The following is a 17690-nucleotide window of genomic DNA, read 5'->3' as shown; positions in this document are numbered from 1 at the left end:
GCGATAGTACATCTTGTCAGCAGCCTTACGACCAGTGACTCGAACCTTCTCAGCATTGATCACAACGATGTAATCGCCGGTATCAACATGAGGAGTGTACTCTGCCTTATGCTTACCACGCAGACGTCGAGCGATTTCAGTCGCCAGACGGCCCAGTGTTTGCCCTTCAGCGTCGACTACGTACCAGTCGCGCTTTACTTCAGCTGGTTTTGCTACAAATGTTTTCACTTTAACTCCGCCTAATTAGTGGGGGGCTCAGGGGAAGTTAATCCAATTTTGAGGGCGCGGATCATACAGAATGTACAATATTCGCGCAAGCCTTCTTTTATGAATTCGCTTCCTTAAGCCGGATCAGCCCATAGGCCAAGCCGGCGAGACAACAACAGAGCGCAAACAACACGCCCATTAATGATTCGCTTAACTGCTCAGGAACTGGCTCAAATCGGGCTTCCCCCCAAAAATAAGCCAAACTGGTCAGAACGAATGTGACAAATACCAGTATCACCAGATAGAAGCCGCGCGCATCGTACAGACCGACGCGACCTTCTGCCAGCGCTGACTGAATGACCGAAAAGGCCAGAACGGTCGCGCCTGCTGCAATTATCAGCAATACCAGTAAATAGATTCCCATATTAATGCTCCCGCGTTTTTCGGAAGGTCATGTCAGGATGACGCTCCTGCGCCATCTGCAGATTCACCATGGTGGGTGCAATATAGGTTAGATTATCAGAGCCATCGAGCGCTAAATTGTCATAAGCTTTATCGCGGAACGCCGCTAACTTACGCTCATCGTCACTTTCAACCCAGCGTGCCGTGGCGACGCTGATCGGCTCATAAACCGCTTCAACCTTGTACTCGGTTTTCAATCGCTGAGCGACCACATCAAACTGCAGCATCCCTACGGCGCCAACGATCAAATCGTTGTTTTTCATTGGCCGGAAGACCTGAACGGCGCCTTCCTCGGACAACTGCATCAAACCTTTCTGTAACTGCTTAGTTTTCAACGGGTCTTTGAGACGAATGCGCCGAAACAGCTCAGGCGCAAAGTTCGGGATGCCTGAAAATTTCAGCTCCTGACCCTGAGTAAAAGTATCACCGATCTGGATGGTGCCATGGTTGTGCAACCCAATAATGTCACCGGGATAAGCTTCTTCGACCGCTGACCGATCGCCAGCCAAAAACGTCAGCGCATCGGAAATGCGCACATCTTTTCCGATCCGCACATGGCGCATCTTCATGCCTTTTTCGTACTTACCCGACACAATGCGCATAAAGGCGACTCGGTCGCGGTGATTCGGGTCCATGTTCGCCTGGATCTTGAAGACAAATCCGGCCAGGTCTTTGGAAGTCGCATCGACGGTCACATCACCGGCGTCCCGCGGCTGTGGCGCCGGCGCCCAGTCCACCAGACCATCCAGCATGTGATCCACACCGAAGTTACCCAGTGCAGTTCCAAAATAAACCGGGGTCAGCTGGCCGGCCAGGAACTCTTCCAGATCAAACGGGTTGGCCGCAGCGGCCAGCAGCTCAACCTGCTCACGCAGCTCCTCAGCATACTCGCCCAAAACCCCATCCAGCTCCGGGTTATCCAGGCCTTTGATGATTCGGCTGTCCTGAATGGTATGCCCCATGCCCGATTGGTAAGTAATCACTTCATCGCGCAGCAGGTGATAGACCCCTTTAAACTCTTTACCCATGCCGATTGGCCAGGTAATCGGGGCACAGCTGATCTTCAGGATATTCTCAACTTCATCCATCAACTCAATCGGGTCGCGGATATCCCGGTCCAGTTTATTCATAAAGGTGATGATCGGCGTTTCCCGCATCCGGGCGACGTCCATCAGCTTAATGGTTCGATCTTCCACACCTTTGGCGGAGTCAATGACCATCAGACAGGAGTCGACCGCCGTCAATGTCCGGTAAGTATCTTCAGAGAAGTCTTCGTGCCCGGGGGTGTCCAGCAGATTGACCAGCTTTTCCGCGTAAGGAAACTGCATGACCGAGGTCGTGATCGAGATACCCCGTTCTTTCTCCATTTCCATCCAATCCGATTTCGCGTGTTGGCCCGATTTTTTGCCTTTGACGGTACCGGCCTGCTGAATGGCACGTCCGAACAAAAGCACCTTCTCGGTAATGGTGGTTTTACCGGCATCCGGGTGCGAAATGATGGCAAATGTACGCCGCTTGGCGACTTCATCCGCGATGGTGGTCATGAGATCAATCTCTGTGAATAATCAAGTGGGCGCGCATTATACCGATTCGCGACCACTTTTCGAGCAATCCGACGCAACACTAAGGGCTTTTATCATTCGTGGTGCCATCCGCAATCAGGGCACTTTTGACCCAACGGATTTCTGCGTAACTGCAAGCGTCTCCCAGCTTCGTTTTTATGGCCTTCAGCCCGGCTTCCCCTGTTTGCAAGAGAGCGTCCCGAATCGCCTCGACCTTCGCAGCATCGTTCAACAGCGCATCTAAGGTCAGCTCCCCCGCTTCAATCGCCTTCGCCAGGTGCCCTTCAATCGTACTGACCGCGAAACCTCGTTGTTCCGCAATCGAGTCAAGAGACTGACCTGCCTTGAACAACGACAAACTGTCCTGCCAGCTGCCGGGGCGAGCACGGCTTGTTTCTGATGCTTTGGACTCGCCCGTTGCAGTGGCGTCCTGATCCATATACCGATAGTTAGCAAGGTCAATACCGGAGGCATCCGCGTACGATTGAATACAGTCCAGGATGGCTTTGCCGTAGTTCTCCACGGTTTTCGGACCGATGCCGACCAGAGACAACAGCGCTTGTTCATTGGCTGGCAAATGGCAGGCTACCTGAATCAGCGCTTTCTGAGTCAACACGGTGTAGGCGGGCGCGCCCAACTGCTCGGCGACCTGCTTCCGCCAGGTTCGCAGCTGTTCAAATAAATCAGGATAAGGCAACTCAGCGGGCGCGACGGCCGCAGCGCGCTGTGTCGGTTTTTTACCGGCGCTCATCAGGGCTTTGGCCCTGGCTTGCAATAAGCCACGCACCGAAAAGCCTTCGCACAGGGCGGCAAACTCAGCCTGACGAGCCCGTAAAGACAGCTTCAGTTGCTCTGAGACCGCTGTCATCCGCGTCTGATCACGACGGTTATCGGTGTTCGCCTCAACGGACTCAACAAAGTGGCTTAGCGACGACAGCGGCTCTGCAAAATACTGCCCGGCTTTGATCAGCCGTTGTTGCAAAGGTTCATGTTCTTCCACCAACCCCTGTTCACAGTATCGCTGCAGTGAAGGCAAAAACTTTTCGGACGTCTCAAACAACGACCGCGCCTGTTCGACCTGCTGGACAACATCCTCGCTGGGGACATTAACCACCATCGAATTCAGCGACAGCATTCGCTGCCAATCCAACAGGTTCCGTCTTATCTCACTGGCCTCAAAGCACGATTTCAGTATTTGGTGCTGGTAGCGCTGCTGTGCTTTCAGAATCCCATCCGGGTCGATCACGTGCTGTTGACGTGCCACCTCAAAGGCCTGTAAGGCATTGTCTTTCTGGATACCTGCATTCGCCACCGGCGTCGTCAGTGTCAATCCATCCAACGAGCGACAACGACTGAGCGCAACATAAACCTGACCCTGAGCAAAAGCATCCTGTGCATCAACGCTGACCTGATCAAACGTTAATCCCTGACTTTTATGTATCGTAATCGCCCACGCCAGACGCAACGGCAGTTGAACAAAGCGCCCCTGCACGGTCTCTTCAATCTGTCCGCTGCGTTCATCCACCTGATAGGAGACGTTCTGCCATTCCATAGCATCGACCTCAACTTCCTGACTATCCTCATCACAAAGCACTCGCACGCTATCATCACCAAACGCCACGACCTGTCCGACCTTGCCGTTATAAAAGCGCCGCTGTTCGCCCTGATCATTCTTGGTGAAAATGACACGGGCTCCGAGTTTTAATGTCAGACCAGCGTCCACCGGAAACAGGCTTTCCGGGAAGTCGCCTTCCGTTTGCGCTTGAAAGGTCCGGGTTTCGGTACTGAGTTGGTTCAGCCTGCCTTGATTAATGCGCTCGGCTTTACGGTTGTGGGTGGTGAGGGTGATGGACTCTGGGTTGCCATCAGGTTGCACTCGAGCGTTTAACCGAGCAATGACGTCTGGCGTCCAGAGGTTATCACGGACGGCGTTAAGCAGCTCAATGAACTCGGGTTGGCTCTGTCGGAATATGCGCTTCAGTTCGATGCTGATAAAACCACTGCGCTGTAATGCCAGGCTGCTGAAGAAATAGGGACTGTCGTAATAACGACTCAGCATGCCCTGTTCGTGATCACTGACCACCGGCGGCAGCTGGTGAAGGTCGCCGATCAACAACAGTTGCACACCACCAAAAGGTGCATCGGTACGCCGATATCGCCTTAACACCGCATCGACGCCATCCAGAAGATCCGCTCGAACCATGCTGATTTCGTCGATAACCAACACATCCAGTGCTTGGATGATGCGGATTTTCTCTCTGGCAAAACGGTAGTTTGATCGCTGCGGTGCGTCCGGCAGAATCGGTCCAAACGGCAACTGAAAGAATGAATGCAACGTCACACCACCTGCATTCATCGCCGCCACACCGGTCGGTGCAGTAACAATGATTCGTTTGTTCGACTCCGCCTTCAGCCGATGTAAAAAGGTCGTTTTCCCGGTGCCGGCTTTGCCGGTCAGGTAAAGGTGTTCACCCGTCGTTTCAACCAGCGTCCAGGCCTGCTGCAATGGGTCTTGAACGGCGTCAGCGATCATGTTGTTTCCTTTAATCATTCAATTGGTGAGCGCCGCAATGGTCATCCCATCCCACCGGACTCTTCGAAAAGTCACAGACCCTATCGAAAGGCTCACCGGGAAACCAGTCTTTGGATCGCAAAACCAACAGACTGGTGATTGCAAGCGACCTGCGTACAATAGCCGCCATTCCACTTACGGATCAGACACCCATGAGTCAGGACACTGATAACATTTACGCTAAGCCGCACAGCTCCCTGCAGGATTTTCGCTTTGACGACCAGGTCGCGAACGTTTTTCCGGATATGATCAAACGGTCGGTCCCGGGGTACAGCCACATCATCGGCGTCGTTGGCATTCTGGCGGAACAATATGCACAGCCAAACAGTCAGCTCTATGATTTGGGCTGCTCCCTCGGAGCCGCTACCGTATCAATGCGCCATCGCGTTCACGCTCCGGGTGTGCGCATTATCGCTGTCGACAACTCGCAAGCCATGCTCGATCGCAGTGCCGACTATCTCGATGCTGAAGACTCACCCATTCCGGTCGAGACACTCTGTGCCGATATCACCGAACTCACCATTGAGCGCTGCAGCTTTGCCGTACTGAACTTTACGTTGCAATTCATCACCCCGGAACAACGACTGCCCACACTGAAAAGGTTGTATGACGGCATGTTGCCAGGCGGGGCGCTGGTGCTGTCTGAAAAGCTCTCATTTGAAGACCGTCAACAGGAAACCCTGTTAATGGATCATCATCACGATTTTAAACGCGCCAACGGGTACAGTGACCTGGAAATCAGCCAGAAGCGTCAGGCTCTGGAACGTGTACTCCTGCCGGAAACCGCCACCGCCCATATCGAGCGACTTCAGCAGGCAGGCTTCAGTCAGGTCAGCCAGTGGTTTCAATCCTTTAACTTTGCTTCGTTTATTGCCATCAAATGATTAACTATCAGCCGTTTCTTGACCACCTGTCGCATACACGCCTCAACCACTGGGTCGTACCGCTGTCAGCTCAGCTTGATGATCTGTGGGCTAATCTGAACGATGGCAACCTGCCCCGTTTCATGTCAATCATCAATGACCTGCCAAGCTTGGCAGTGACCGACACGGAGTTCTCCGACACCGTAAGCATTCGAGGCGATATACAGGCTCCTGAAACATTGCTCACGGCACTTCAGCAGCTAAAACCCTGGCGTAAGGGACCGTTCAGCCTGTTTGGCATCGATATCGATTCAGAATGGCGCTGCAACCTGAAATGGGACCGGGTCGCCGCCCACCTGCCCGACCTGACCGGACAACATGTTCTCGACGTGGGCTCTGGCAATGGTTATTACGGCTGGCGGATGAAGGCTGCTGGTGCGGCAACGGTGGCGGGCATCGATCCGTCCTGGCTCTCGGTCGTTCAACACCTGGCCGTGAACCGCTATATCAACGATGCTTCTCATGCCGTGTTACCCCTGACCATGGAAAGTCTCACGCCCGATTTGAATGCTTTCGATACCGTGTTCTCAATGGGCGTGCTCTACCATCGCCGCTCACCGCTGGATCATCTGTTTGAACTGCGGGGCGCCTTAAGGCCCGGTGGCACTCTGGTGCTGGAAACCATTGTCATCGATGGACACGAAGGCGAGTCGTTGGTGCCGATTGGTCGCTACGCTCGTATGAACAATGTCTGGTTTCTCCCAACGGCGAAGACGTTGGCTCAATGGCTCGAAAAAATGGGCTTTGAAAACATTCGGATTGTCGATGAGTCCCGGACGACGGCCGAAGAGCAGCGCGGCACCGATTGGAAACCCGGGCAGAGCTTGTCAGAATATCTGCACCCTGATGACCCAACCCGAACGGTTGAGGGACACCCGGCTCCTATCCGGGCCATTCTGCTGGCAGACAAACCCGTTAACCAGAGATTGAAACGCTATCGTCTCGACTAAAACGTACTTAATCACGTTCGTCCAAAATTCCACCCTGCCCTAATTACACCCCCGAGGCTTCTGAATGTTTAGAATCTTTTCTAAATCGTTCAGAAGCACCAGCCAACCCGAAACCATTGGTATTTCAATTAGTTACATCTTAATCGTTTAAGTTAAGAAATATTAAGTTCTGCTTTTCATAACAAATAGGTCTATTACTCAACTTTCGAAAACCTTCTTAAACGATTAAGCTCAATCCCGTCATTGAACACATGTTCCCTGGTACAACAACAACAAAGGACACGAAACGATGAAAAACTGGCAAAAAACTTCCCTGGCGATTGCACTCGCCACCGCTACCGCCGGTGCGGCCTTTGCGGCCGGCCACGCAGCCCCAACACGCGGCTCAGGCGCGTACAGCTGGGACTCCCTGGCACAATTTGACAGCATGGACCTGTCTGGCGTCACTGTGACCGTCGCCGGCCCTTGGCTCGCTCCAGAAGACGACTACATTCGCCGTGTGTTTGAACCCTTCGAACAGGCCACCGGCGCGGTTATCGAATACAACGGTTCGGACAGCTTTGAGCAGCAAATTCTGATTGACGCTCAAGCTGGCACACCGCCAAACGTCGCCTTCTTCCCACAACCAGGTCTGGCTTCTGACATGGCGTCTCGCGGCTATCTGACTCCGGTTTCAGATGACGTGCGTGAAACCGTGCTGGAAAACTATGCGGCTGGCCAAAGCTGGGTCGATCTGGCGACCTATGACAATGAGAATGATCAGAAAGATTTCTACGGTGTGTTCTATCGCGCTGACGTGAAGTCTCTGGTCTGGTACTCCCCGGATAACTTCGCGGACTATGGCTACGACGTGCCGGATACCATGGAAGAGCTGATCGAACTGACCGAACAGATCGCAGCCGATGGTGAAACGCCTTGGTGTATCGGTTTGGGTTCTGGTGCCGCCACCGGCTGGCCGGCAACCGACTGGATCGAAGACATCATGCTGCGCACTCAGCCTCCAGAAGTCTATGACGAGTGGGTAAGCCACGAAATGCGCTTCAACGACGCTCGCGTCACTAAAGCCATCGAGACGTTCGGTTTCTTCGCCAAAAACGATGACTTCGTTGCCGGTGGTGCTGAAGCGGTTGGTACAACTGACTTCCGTGACAGCCCGAAAGACCTGTTCAGCGTACCGCCTAAGTGCTTCATGCATCGTCAGGCCAGCTTCATTCCGGCCTTTTTCCCAGAAGGTACCGTGGTCGGTGAAGACGTTGACTTCTTCTACTTCCCTGCCTACGAGTCTAAAGATCTGGGTAAACCGGTTCTGGGTGCGGGTACCGTTGCCGGTATCACCAAGTCCAACGAAGCCACTGAAGCGGTCTTAGCTTACCTGCTGACGCCACTGGCTCATGAGCTGTGGATGGAAAAAGGTAACTTCCTGACGGCCAACACCAAAGTCAACACTGACCTGTACGCTTCCGAGACTCAGAAAGCCCTAGGCGACATTCTGCTGAATGCCACCACCTTCCGATTCGATGGATCAGACCTGATGCCTGGAGCCATCGGCGCCGGCGCCTTCTGGACAGGCATGGTTGATTACGTCAGCGGCAAGAGCGCACAACGCGTCGCTAACGAAATCGAACAGAGCTGGAAAGAGATCGAATAATCGTCGATCTTTACTGACCGCCCCGTCCTAGGGGCGGTCGTTTTTTACTCTTATTCCTCAGACTCTAATAAAAAAGGAGAAGGGCTGTGTTTCAGCAAATTCTCGGTGCAGTCACGGCAATTACTTTAGCCATCGGTGTGAGCGTGTTGTTCTACGTCGGGTTAAACCTTGCCATCGATAAATTTCTAGCCAGTGACCAGCTGGCACCAGACAAGCAGGCAAGCCGGGATCGCCTAAGAGAAGGAATCCGCCCGTGGATTTTCATCGGACCGGCACTGCTTTTCCTTGGGTTTTTTCTGGTCTATCCGGTCATAAAGTCTTTGCAACTGTCGTTCATGGATCGTGAAGGCGATGACTTTGTCGGCCTTGCGAACTATATCTGGGCGTTTGGTAACGACGGCTTTCAAGTGTCCATCCGCAACAATATTCTCTGGCTGTTAATTGTACCGACACTCGCAACCGGGTTCGGACTGGTGATCGCCTATCTGACCGACCGTCTCTGGTGGGGACGAGTAGCACGTACTTTAATTTTCCTGCCAATGGCCATCTCTTTTGTCGGCGCGTCCATCATCTGGAAATTTGTATACGACTTCCGCGGACCCGACGCTGAACAGATCGGTCTGCTCAATGCCCTGATCGTCGCCTTTGGTGGTGAACCCCGCGCATTGATATCCATCCCATTCTGGAACAACTTTTTCCTGATGATCATCCTGGTTTGGATTCAAACCGGTTTCGCGATGGTCATTCTCGGCGCTGCCATTCGAGGGGTCCCTGAAGATACGCTCGAAGCCTCAATGATGGACGGTGCTTCGCAAGGCCAAATATTCTTTAAGATTGTGATTCCACAAATCTGGCCAACCATTGTCGTCGTCTGGACCACGATCACCATCCTGGTGCTGAAGGTCTTCGACATTGTCTATGCCATGACCAATGGCCAATGGGGTTCGCAGGTTCTGGCGAACCTGATGTACAACGAAATGTTCCGAAATGCCAACTCGGGGACTGCCAGTACCGTTGCGGTCATCCTGATGGTGGCCGTCCTGCCGGTCATGATTTACAACATCCGCACGGCCAACCTCAGCGAGCGATAGGAGCGAAGACATGTCAATGGAATCTCATCAATCCCCAATCGCGAGCACTCTGAAACACCTTGCTGTGTTTCTGCTAGTGGCGATCTGGACACTACCAACGCTGGGGCTGCTGGTCAGTTCGGTTCGGGATAAGGATCAGTTATCCACCACCGGCTGGTGGTCCGCCTTAACCAGCACGACGCAGAACGAAGCTTACCGTTTACCCAGAGCCGGCGAACAGCAACCCGACGGTGACGGCTGGAAAATCGAGCTGAACATCTTTGAAGACAATCAGGGTGCCAAAGTCGGTCAATGGGGCACCAGTCCTCGTGCAATCGACGAACACGAAGCCGGCGATACGGTCGACTTTGATGACAACACCCGTCTGACGTTGGCTGAAGATGGTACCGTCACCTGGACATCGGAAACCGAGTTTACCCATACCCGTGGTCCGCGCCTGTTTGTCGTACAGACCACGCCACCACGGTTTACGCTGACCAACTACAAAGAGGTACTGCAATCGGAAGGTGTGGGGCGCGCGTTTATCAATACCCTCACGGTCACCTTACCGGCGACGTTCATACCGATTCTGATTGCGGCCTTTGCAGCCTACGCGCTGGCATGGATGGAGTTTAAAGGCCGGATGTTTTTCCTGGCCATGATCATCGGCTTAATTGTGGTGCCTTTGCAAATGAGCCTGATTCCGGTATTGCAGGTCTTTGCGTCGATCGGGCAGGCCTTTAACGTGCCGTCAAAATCGTATGTGACGATATGGCTGGCGCACACCGGTTTTGGTTTACCGTTGGCCATTTTCCTACTGCGTAATTACATGGCCAGTCTGCCCAGGGACATCATTGAGTCGGCTTACATGGACGGTGCAACACACTTCCAGATCTTTATGCGGATGATTCTGCCGCTATCGATGCCGGCACTGGCGTCCTTCACCATCTTCCAGTTCCTCTGGACCTGGAATGACCTGCTGGTCGCCGCCGTCTTCCTTGGACAGGGTGAAAGCAAAACGGTGATGACCCAACAGTTAGTTGAGTTGCTGGGTTCCCGTGGCGACAACTGGGAAATCCTGACTGCAGGTGCGTTCATTTCCATTGTTGTACCGATCATCGTCTTCCTGTCGATGCAGAAGTACTTCGTTCGAGGCCTGTTGGCCGGTTCGGTCAAGGGCGGTTAACGCCCACCTTTCAACCCGCGCTCAGCGCGGGTTATGTTTAACCTTACGGACAGTCGAGAATCATGCCGTCACTGAATCAGACAGATCAGGCCGCTGTAGCGCTACAACGCGTTTGGCCAAAAGTGCGCAGTCGCTTTACCCGCCATGCCAACCGAGATCGCTTGGCGGCATTTAAGCATGCACTCGATCAGGATTTTCCGCGACTCTTTGCTCGCCTGATTTCGCTCTATGAAGGTCACTGGGATTTTTATTATCACCTGGAACAGCTGTTGGTAACGGCGGCCAACCAATGGCTGGGTGCGGAGGCGGCGTCTTCGGTTTACCAAGCGACTGATCATGCCTGGATTCACGCTGAAGACACCATCGGCGCAACCGGGTATGTCGACCTGTTCGGCGGCGACCTGAAAGGGTTAACAACCAAAATCGATTATCTCAAAGATCTGGGGATCAGCTATCTCCATCTGATGCCCTTCTTCGATGTACCGGAAGGCGACAGTGACGGTGGCTACGCTATTCGAAATTATGGCGCGGTGAATCCCAAGATCGGTACGCTCGACGACCTCAAGCATCTGTCGCAATCGTTGGCAGAGAACAAAATTAAATTGGTGCTCGATTTCGTCTTCAACCACACTTCCGATCAGCACGAATGGGCCGAAAAAGCCAAAGCCGGTGATAAGGCTTATCAGGACTTTTATTGGCTCATGCGGGACCCGGCAGAGAAAGACGCCTGGGGGGCTCATTTAAGAGACATCTTCCCGGACAAGCGCCAGGGTTGCTTTACTTGGAATGACGAGGTGAATGCTTGGGTCTGGACAACGTTTAACAGCTTCCAGTGGGATCTGAACTACACAAATCCGGCCGTGTTCCATGCCATGTGCAGTGAAATGCTGAAACTGGTCAATGCAGGTGCAGATGTGATTCGTCTCGATGCGTTAGCCTTCACTTGGAAACAGCAAGGCACCGTATGCGAAAACCTGCCGAAAGCCCACGAGTTGATTCAGGCTTTCAATGCATTCTTACGCATCAGCGCCCCTCAGGTTGCACTGAAAAGTGAAGCCATTGTCGCGCCGGACGATGTCATGGGTTACATCAGCCCTGAAGAATGTCAGCTGTCATATAACCCGAACTTGATGGCTTTGATGTGGGAAGCGCTGGCCACCCGTCAGACCCGGTTACTGATTAACGGCAGCCGCCATCGAACGGACATTCCTGACGGCTCTGCCTGGGTCAACTATCTGCGCTGTCACGATGACATCGGCTGGGCATTCGCCGATGCAGATGCCTGGCACTGCGGTATCAACCCTCACGATCATCGATACTTTTTGAATCAGTTTTATACCGGACAGTTTCCCGGAAGCTTTGCACGAGGGGTGCCTTTCCAAGCCGACCCGAGAACCGGTGACTGCCGTATCAGCGGAATGTTTGCATCTTTAGTCGGGCTGGAAAAAGCCGCCGAGCTCAATGACGACCATGAAAGAACCCTGGCACTGAAACGCATTCGTATGATGCACGGCGTCCTGTTCGCGTTCAAAGGCATTCCGCTGATTTACCTGGGTGATGAACTGGGACTGATGAACGATCACAGCTATCTCGATAACCCAGCACACATTAATGACAGTCGCTGGGTCCATCGCATGACTGTTCCAGAGTCCGCATTGGCCCGTCGCCAGCAAAAAGGCACTACGGAGCACCAGGTATTCAGCGACTTACAATCCATGCTCAGGGTGCGCAAAACGCAGCCCGCCTTAGGTGTGGGAGATATACAGATTGAACCAGAATATGACGAACATTTGTTTATGTTCCGGCGCCGCGATGAACGTTCCGATGTGTTAATCATCGCCAACTTTTCAGAGCATCGACGCCATCTTTCCGCTCATCAATGTCAGGCACTCAGAATAACGGATTGCGCGACCGACTTGCTGACGGGTAATTCATTTCCGTGCTCAGATGGATTGACGCTGGAAGCTTATGATTTGTTGTGGCTGGACCTAACAACACAACAGTGACGATTTCACCGATCTTTTAACGAGATTTTTTTGGAGACTTTTATGACCAACAATGCTCAACTCAACTGGTGGCGCGGCGGCGTAATTTATCAGATATATCCACGCAGTTACTGTGACAGCAATGGTGATGGCATTGGTGATCTGCAGGGTATCATCAACAAACTGGACTACATTGCCAGCCTGAATGTCGATGCGATTTGGCTATCGCCTTTTTTCACATCGCCAATGAAAGACTTTGGTTACGACGTTTCCGATTATCGAGACGTGGACCCGATGTTCGGCAGTCTGGACGATTTCCGCACCTTGACTGATAAAGCCCATTCTCTGGGTCTGAAAGTGATCATTGATCAGGTATACAGTCACACGTCGGACCAGCACGCATGGTTCAAAGAGTCCCGGGAAAACAAAACCAATGCGAAGGCGGACTGGTATGTGTGGGCTGACCCCAAAGCCGATGGTACTCCGCCAAATAACTGGCTGTCCCTTTTTGGCGGCTCGGCATGGCAGTGGGATACCCGTCGCCAACAGTATTTTCTGCATAACTTCCTCAGTTCTCAGCCGGATCTGAACTTTCACAATCGAGAAGTTCAGGATGCCATTCTCGATACCGCCCGTTTCTGGTTAGAGCTGGGCGTCGACGGGTTCCGTCTGGACGTCGTAAATATGTACTTCCACGATGCAGCGCTGACCGATAACGCGGTTGCCGCGACGCCTGAACAACAATTCGTCGGCGTCGATCCGGCCAACCCATTCTGTCGCCAGTACCATGTTCACCAAATGTGCCGGGACGATAACCTGGAGTTCCTGAAGCGCCTGCGCAAAGTGATGGATGAGTTTCCAGGGTCGACGACGGTAGGAGAAATCGGTGCGCCGGACGGGCTGAGCTTTATGGCTCAATACACGGAAGGTGGTAATAAACTTCACATGGCTTATACCTTCGAGCTGCTCGGTCCCGATAGCTCTCCGGATTACCTGCGTAAAACACTAAAACGCATAGAAGCTAAGCTGGGCGATGGCTGGCCGTCATTTGCCGTGAGTAACCACGATGTCGTTCGCAGCGCCACTCGCTGGACGGCCAACAGCTCCGATCCCGAAGCCAAGGCTAAAGCCATCATTGCAATGCTGATGACGCTACGCGGCTCGCCTTGCCTCTACCAGGGTGAAGAACTTGGCTTGCCGGAAGCCGACGTTCCGTTCGAAGATCTGCAGGATCCCTTTGGCATCGAGTTCTGGCCTGAGTTTAAGGGCCGCGACGGTTGCCGAACGCCCATGCCGTGGACATCAGAGACCACGGTTGGGTTCAGTGATTCAACTCAAACCTGGTTACCGGTGGATCCAAAACACGTACCGATGGCGGTCAGCGCACAGGAGCCCGATGAGAACTCCATGCTGAACTTTGTCCGATCGCTCTTAGCCTGGCGTCGACAACACCCAGCCATCCGGGACGGTGGTTTTGAGTTTGTGGACAGTGATCCAAACCTGCTTGTTTACCGCCGCAAAAACGACAGCGAGTCGCTGATCGTTGCCGTAAACCTGTCCGAAAGCACGGCTTCATTGCCAAACGGGCTGACCGGAGAGGCGTTGTGGCCGGCAGGTCAGGGAACCGAACTTGCGCCGTATCAGTTCGGAATCTGGTCAGAACAGTGACACCAAAGGGGCGTAACATGACCGGGACAAAAAAGCATACGGTAAAATCGATTGCACAAATGCTGAACGTATCGACAGCGACGGTGTCCAATGCGTTCAACCGTCCCGATCAACTCTCCCGAGAACTCCGTCAACGTATCCTGGCGGAGTGTGAACGACTTGGGTACAGCGGCCCCAACCCAGCCGCCCGCAGCCTGAGAACCGGCGCTACCGGTGTGGTGGGTGTCATGTTGGCTGATAAACTCGCTTATAACTTTACCGATTCCTGCGCCCTCGAGTTTTTACAGGGCGTTTCTCAGGTATTGGACGATGCACAGGTCAACATGCTGCTGATGCCAGGGCGGCGTGAGTTTTACCGGGAAAAATCCTTGGAAGCCATTCCTGAGCGGTACATTCTGTATGGACCGCCTCGGGATATGGGGATACTTGAGCGTATTGAGCGACAACGCAAACCCATCGTCAGTGTTGATTTCAGCCTGCCCAACCATCTGGCATTGAACGTCGATAACTATGGTGGGGCGAAAGCTGCCGCTCAGCACATTTTTGCCACCACCGACGGACCGGTTTATGTCATGGGATTGCGTCTGACAAAAACACCGATGATGAAGCGAATTGATGAAGAAGAGCTTCGGTCACCGGACCTTTCCATTTCCCGTCAGCGCCTGGAAGCTTATCTCGATGCCGGCCGGGAAGCCGGACGCCCCATCCGCACCGAACACATATGGAGCAGCAATGAGAGCACCTGGTACGAAGGTATTCAGGCGGCTAGAGAAGCGTTGAACAGCGTTCCCAGGCCCGCTGCCTTGCTGTGCATGTCGGATCAGCTGGCGCTGGCGGCCCTGTCTGTGGCCCGTGAACTGGAAATCGACGTCCCCGGGCAACTGAAGATTGTCGGCTTTGATGACACCCCCGAAGCCCGGCGGAATCACCCTCAAATCAGTACCGTTTACCAACCCAGTGTCGAGAAAGGGCGACTGGCCGCGATGATGGTTCTTAACCCAGAACGATACGAAAGCCGGGTATTGCCGACCACGCTACACATTCGGGAAACCAGCTGAACCGTCATTTAAACAGGGCGTAGTAAAGCACGTAAAACCAGCTGAAAAAGCCATGGATTATGGCCCAGAGAATGGACTTGTTCGCCGTCCAGGACATGGCAATTGCCAGTGCTGAACCAAATGAAATTCCGTTTTTCACCACTTCATAACGAGCTGTCTGCATTGATCTTCTCCATTGTTAGACTGAGTTACTCTAGCGCGGACAGCACCGTACGATAAGCGCCTGAGGTCACGGATATTCAGGTGACTTTTGTCAGGTCTGCCGTCGTCACTTGGTGCCGTAATACTTTTTCTCGTCAAACAACCGAACCCAATGCGGCTTAAAGACGATCATTGCTGCAATAAGCATCCCGTTAATGATGCCTTCCGGAAGTGCAATTAACGGCAAATAAGCCCAAAACTCATAGCGCAGCTGTGCTACATCATACAAACCAGTCAACAGGAAAATAACCGAGACAAAAACGGCGGACATCAAAATAGCAAGCATCGCCCCGGCAAAGGCGACGCCAAAGATAAACACGAACGGGTTATAAACTCCGCCACGTTCGGATGCTTTCCAACAGTAAAAGGTCACCAAGATCGGAATCACCCCGGAACTGATCCCGTTTATCCCCAACGCCCAGACCGACTCAACACCGAAGACAATCAATCCACACTGAACCAATGCAACCAATAGGATGGCAAATGACCACCCGAACATCAGATGTACACCCGTCATCAGAAAGAAATGAATGCCCAGCCCTTCTGACACACCCGCGCGTAGCGACCAGATCAGTACCAATACCAGGATGGTAAAACCCAACCGGTGTTGCAGTGAGGCGTCATGTTTCAGTTCGCGCCAGGGCAGGTGTGTGATCGCTAAAAATACCGTGAGTATGAAAAATCCGTTCAGCGTCAGGTTCAGCCAAAACGGCAGTGTCGAGGCGGTTAAGTTCATAGCGATTTTTTCATCAAAACGGCATGGTCGACCGTCGTGCCATGTCGATAGTAGTTTTTGCGCAGCCCATTCGGGTCATAACCCGCCGATTGGTAGAGTGACATGGCGGCCTGATTCCCCTGCCGAACCTCCAGATGAACGCTCACAACCCCCTGCGCTTTCAGGGCCTCGTGCCAGGTCAACAAGGCATCGAACGCCAGTCCTAACCGGCGGGCCGACGGTGCGATGAGAATCTGATCCAACTCAGCTTCATCTAACACTTGCCGATAAGCCAGATAGCCGGCCAACGACCCGCCCTGCTCCACGATGGCAATCAGACGATCTTGAACCAGATATCCAGACAGCTGAGCCTGACTGAACTGACAATCCGGACTGCCGTCAGACCATTGAGCAAACTGAGCCAGATCATCGGTGTGTGCTGCACGAATCATCGTTGGTATAGGGATGAAGCCTGAATCAACTGCCAGGCTTTGGCTTTCTGTGAGGGATCTTTCAACATTTTATACAATGAGGGCAGGTTCAGCCGCGGCAGGCTAAAGCACTCCCCTTCCGGACTGTCCCAGTCATTCAGCTTGGCCAGGACACCACCAAAAACCAGGACTCGCTGAACCGAATGCTCCTCAACCAGATGCTCAATGACACCATTGACGTACTGGTTCGCGGCTGCTTTGCCTTGATCAGCATTTGGATTGGAAAAGAATGGCCAGGCAATGACGTGGTGGTAACTCGGCTCTTCGTCCTGGTTGCCAAATTGTCGCAATATCGCCACTAACAGCCGAAAGGCTTCCTCCTGCTGAGTTTTGTGTTGGGCACTGAGCGAACTGACAATCAGCCAGGGACCAAGGACGTACAACCCCAGCCCGAAATGGATAGGCTTGACGTTCGCAGTAGGCCGGACTTCTGTTGAAACCGGTACTGGCTCGGCTGGTGGAGACTCAGAAGGCTTCGATGCTGGCAGGTCTTGAGGTGATGGCACAGGTGCCCGCTGATCGGCCGCAGGAGCTGGTGCCGACGTCTGTATGATAGCAGCCACGGCCGATGGCGTCTCTTGTTCGGCAACAACCGACGGCCCCGAAACAAAAGGCTCTGGCGCCAGCGCCATACGTACACGAGGGTACCAGGGTTGGATTCCCATGGCGTCCAGATACTGCTGTTTTTGCTGTGCACTCAGATGCAAAACGGTTCTCCTTTGAAGGCGCAGAGTTTATCAGCTCTGAGGCAATCCGGCATACCCTGAAACTTCCCGAAGAAAGATTCGCCCGCACAGCTGGTCAAAACCTCATTTTCCGCTAAATTTTTACACAGAGAATTTTATCAAAATCGGTATAAAAACGTTTTTAAAACAAAGACTTAAGAGGGATTAATCAAAATCACCGGCTAAAGTCACCATATTTAACGAAAAAAGTGCTAAAAATTTGGCCTGAATACTGTATGCTAGCGCGCCTTACTCATTCCACTGACT

General features: G+C 53.0%; 16 protein-coding genes. 8 read left to right on the top strand and 8 right to left on the bottom strand.

Annotated features, from left to right (window positions below; genetic code table 11):
• The 4 genes from rplM to MED297_RS11770 all read right to left on the bottom strand — a co-directional run.
• The coding region (rplM, locus tag MED297_RS11785; RefSeq protein WP_008045203.1) for a 50S ribosomal protein L13 at positions 1-228 on the bottom strand (228 nt) is incomplete at its 3' end.
• A gap of 97 nt (positions 229-325) precedes the next feature.
• Positions 326-631, bottom strand: a complete 306-nt coding sequence (locus MED297_RS11780) for a hypothetical protein (RefSeq protein ID WP_008045201.1) — start codon at positions 629-631, stop codon at positions 326-328.
• A gap of 1 nt (position 632) precedes the next feature.
• On the bottom strand, positions 633-2213 hold the full coding sequence (prfC, locus tag MED297_RS11775; RefSeq protein ID WP_008045199.1) for a peptide chain release factor 3: 1581 nt from the start codon (positions 2211-2213) through the stop codon (positions 633-635).
• A gap of 79 nt (positions 2214-2292) precedes the next feature.
• Entirely contained in the window at positions 2293-4764 is a 2472-nt protein-coding gene (locus MED297_RS11770; protein ID WP_050762914.1) for a helix-turn-helix domain-containing protein, read from the bottom strand.
• Positions 4765-4955: 191 nt separating this feature from the next.
• Between MED297_RS11770 and cmoA the strand changes: the two genes are divergently transcribed.
• The 8 genes from cmoA to MED297_RS11730 all read left to right on the top strand — a co-directional run bounded on the left by cmoA (position 4956) and on the right by MED297_RS11730 (position 15291).
• Positions 4956-5687 carry a carboxy-S-adenosyl-L-methionine synthase CmoA gene (gene cmoA / locus MED297_RS11765; protein WP_040557284.1) on the top strand — a complete coding sequence of 244 codons (732 nt, stop codon included), beginning with the start codon at positions 4956-4958 and terminating at the stop codon, positions 5685-5687.
• Entirely contained in the window at positions 5684-6676 is a 993-nt protein-coding gene (gene cmoB, locus MED297_RS11760) for a tRNA 5-methoxyuridine(34)/uridine 5-oxyacetic acid(34) synthase CmoB (protein ID WP_008045191.1), read from the top strand. Before cmoA ends, cmoB begins: the two co-directional genes overlap by 4 nt.
• Before the next feature lie 289 nt (positions 6677-6965).
• Positions 6966-8324, top strand: coding sequence for an ABC transporter substrate-binding protein (locus MED297_RS11755; RefSeq protein ID WP_008045189.1), 1359 nt, complete (start codon positions 6966-6968; stop codon positions 8322-8324).
• A gap of 86 nt (positions 8325-8410) precedes the next feature.
• Entirely contained in the window at positions 8411-9415 is a 1005-nt protein-coding gene (locus MED297_RS11750) for a carbohydrate ABC transporter permease (protein ID WP_008045187.1), read from the top strand.
• 10 nt (positions 9416-9425) lie between these two features.
• Entirely contained in the window at positions 9426-10580 is a 1155-nt protein-coding gene (locus MED297_RS11745) for a carbohydrate ABC transporter permease (protein ID WP_202594546.1), read from the top strand.
• Positions 10581-10642: 62 nt separating this feature from the next.
• Entirely contained in the window at positions 10643-12586 is a 1944-nt protein-coding gene (locus MED297_RS11740; RefSeq protein ID WP_008045184.1) for an amylosucrase, read from the top strand.
• A gap of 42 nt (positions 12587-12628) precedes the next feature.
• Entirely contained in the window at positions 12629-14233 is a 1605-nt protein-coding gene (locus MED297_RS11735; protein ID WP_008045183.1) for an alpha-amylase family glycosyl hydrolase, read from the top strand.
• A gap of 17 nt (positions 14234-14250) precedes the next feature.
• Entirely contained in the window at positions 14251-15291 is a 1041-nt protein-coding gene (locus tag MED297_RS11730) for a LacI family DNA-binding transcriptional regulator (RefSeq protein WP_008045182.1), read from the top strand.
• 4 nt (positions 15292-15295) lie between these two features.
• On the opposite strand, the gene MED297_RS22445 is transcribed toward MED297_RS11730, so the two are convergent.
• From MED297_RS22445 to MED297_RS11715, 4 genes are all read right to left on the bottom strand, one after another.
• Positions 15296-15454 carry a hypothetical protein gene (locus MED297_RS22445; RefSeq protein ID WP_008045181.1) on the bottom strand — a complete coding sequence of 53 codons (159 nt, stop codon included), beginning with the start codon at positions 15452-15454 and terminating at the stop codon, positions 15296-15298.
• A 105-nt stretch (positions 15455-15559) separates the two neighbouring features.
• The gene (locus MED297_RS11725; RefSeq protein ID WP_008045180.1) at positions 15560-16228 is read right to left on the bottom strand and encodes an energy-coupling factor ABC transporter permease; all 669 of its coding nucleotides are present in this window, start codon (positions 16226-16228) and stop codon (positions 15560-15562) included.
• Entirely contained in the window at positions 16225-16659 is a 435-nt protein-coding gene (locus MED297_RS11720; RefSeq protein ID WP_008045178.1) for a GNAT family N-acetyltransferase, read from the bottom strand. The genes MED297_RS11725 and MED297_RS11720 overlap by 4 nt, the downstream gene beginning before the upstream one ends.
• Positions 16656-17405 carry a hypothetical protein gene (locus MED297_RS11715; RefSeq protein WP_008045176.1) on the bottom strand — a complete coding sequence of 250 codons (750 nt, stop codon included), beginning with the start codon at positions 17403-17405 and terminating at the stop codon, positions 16656-16658. The genes MED297_RS11720 and MED297_RS11715 overlap by 4 nt, the downstream gene beginning before the upstream one ends.
• Between the last annotated feature and the right edge of the window lie 285 nt (positions 17406-17690).

Origin of the sequence: Reinekea blandensis MED297 (assembly GCF_000153185.1) — a bacterium.
Classification (GTDB): Bacteria; Pseudomonadota; Gammaproteobacteria; order Pseudomonadales; family Natronospirillaceae; genus Reinekea; species Reinekea blandensis.
The sequence above is the reverse complement of the archived record's forward strand: the minus strand, read 5'-3'. Positions and strand labels throughout refer to the sequence as shown.

Coding starts and splice junctions, on each gene's coding strand:
- MED297_RS11755 (WP_008045189.1), top strand. CDS start 6,966: ATGAAAAACTGGCAAAAAACTTCCCTGGCGATTGCACTCGCCACCGCT.
- MED297_RS11745 (WP_202594546.1), top strand. CDS start 9,426: ATGTCAATGGAATCTCATCAATCCCCAATCGCGAGCACTCTGAAACAC.
- MED297_RS11735 (WP_008045183.1), top strand. CDS start 12,629: ATGACCAACAATGCTCAACTCAACTGGTGGCGCGGCGGCGTAATTTAT.
- prfC (WP_008045199.1), bottom strand. CDS start 2,213: ATGACCACCATCGCGGATGAAGTCGCCAAGCGGCGTACATTTGCCATC.
- MED297_RS11740 (WP_008045184.1), top strand. CDS start 10,643: ATGCCGTCACTGAATCAGACAGATCAGGCCGCTGTAGCGCTACAACGC.
- cmoB (WP_008045191.1), top strand. CDS start 5,684: ATGATTAACTATCAGCCGTTTCTTGACCACCTGTCGCATACACGCCTC.
- MED297_RS22445 (WP_008045181.1), bottom strand. CDS start 15,454: ATGCAGACAGCTCGTTATGAAGTGGTGAAAAACGGAATTTCATTTGGT.
- MED297_RS11725 (WP_008045180.1), bottom strand. CDS start 16,228: ATGAACTTAACCGCCTCGACACTGCCGTTTTGGCTGAACCTGACGCTG.
- cmoA (WP_040557284.1), top strand. CDS start 4,956: ATGAGTCAGGACACTGATAACATTTACGCTAAGCCGCACAGCTCCCTG.
- MED297_RS11770 (WP_050762914.1), bottom strand. CDS start 4,764: ATGATCGCTGACGCCGTTCAAGACCCATTGCAGCAGGCCTGGACGCTG.
- MED297_RS11780 (WP_008045201.1), bottom strand. CDS start 631: ATGGGAATCTATTTACTGGTATTGCTGATAATTGCAGCAGGCGCGACC.
- MED297_RS11720 (WP_008045178.1), bottom strand. CDS start 16,659: ATGATTCGTGCAGCACACACCGATGATCTGGCTCAGTTTGCTCAATGG.
- MED297_RS11730 (WP_008045182.1), top strand. CDS start 14,251: ATGACCGGGACAAAAAAGCATACGGTAAAATCGATTGCACAAATGCTG.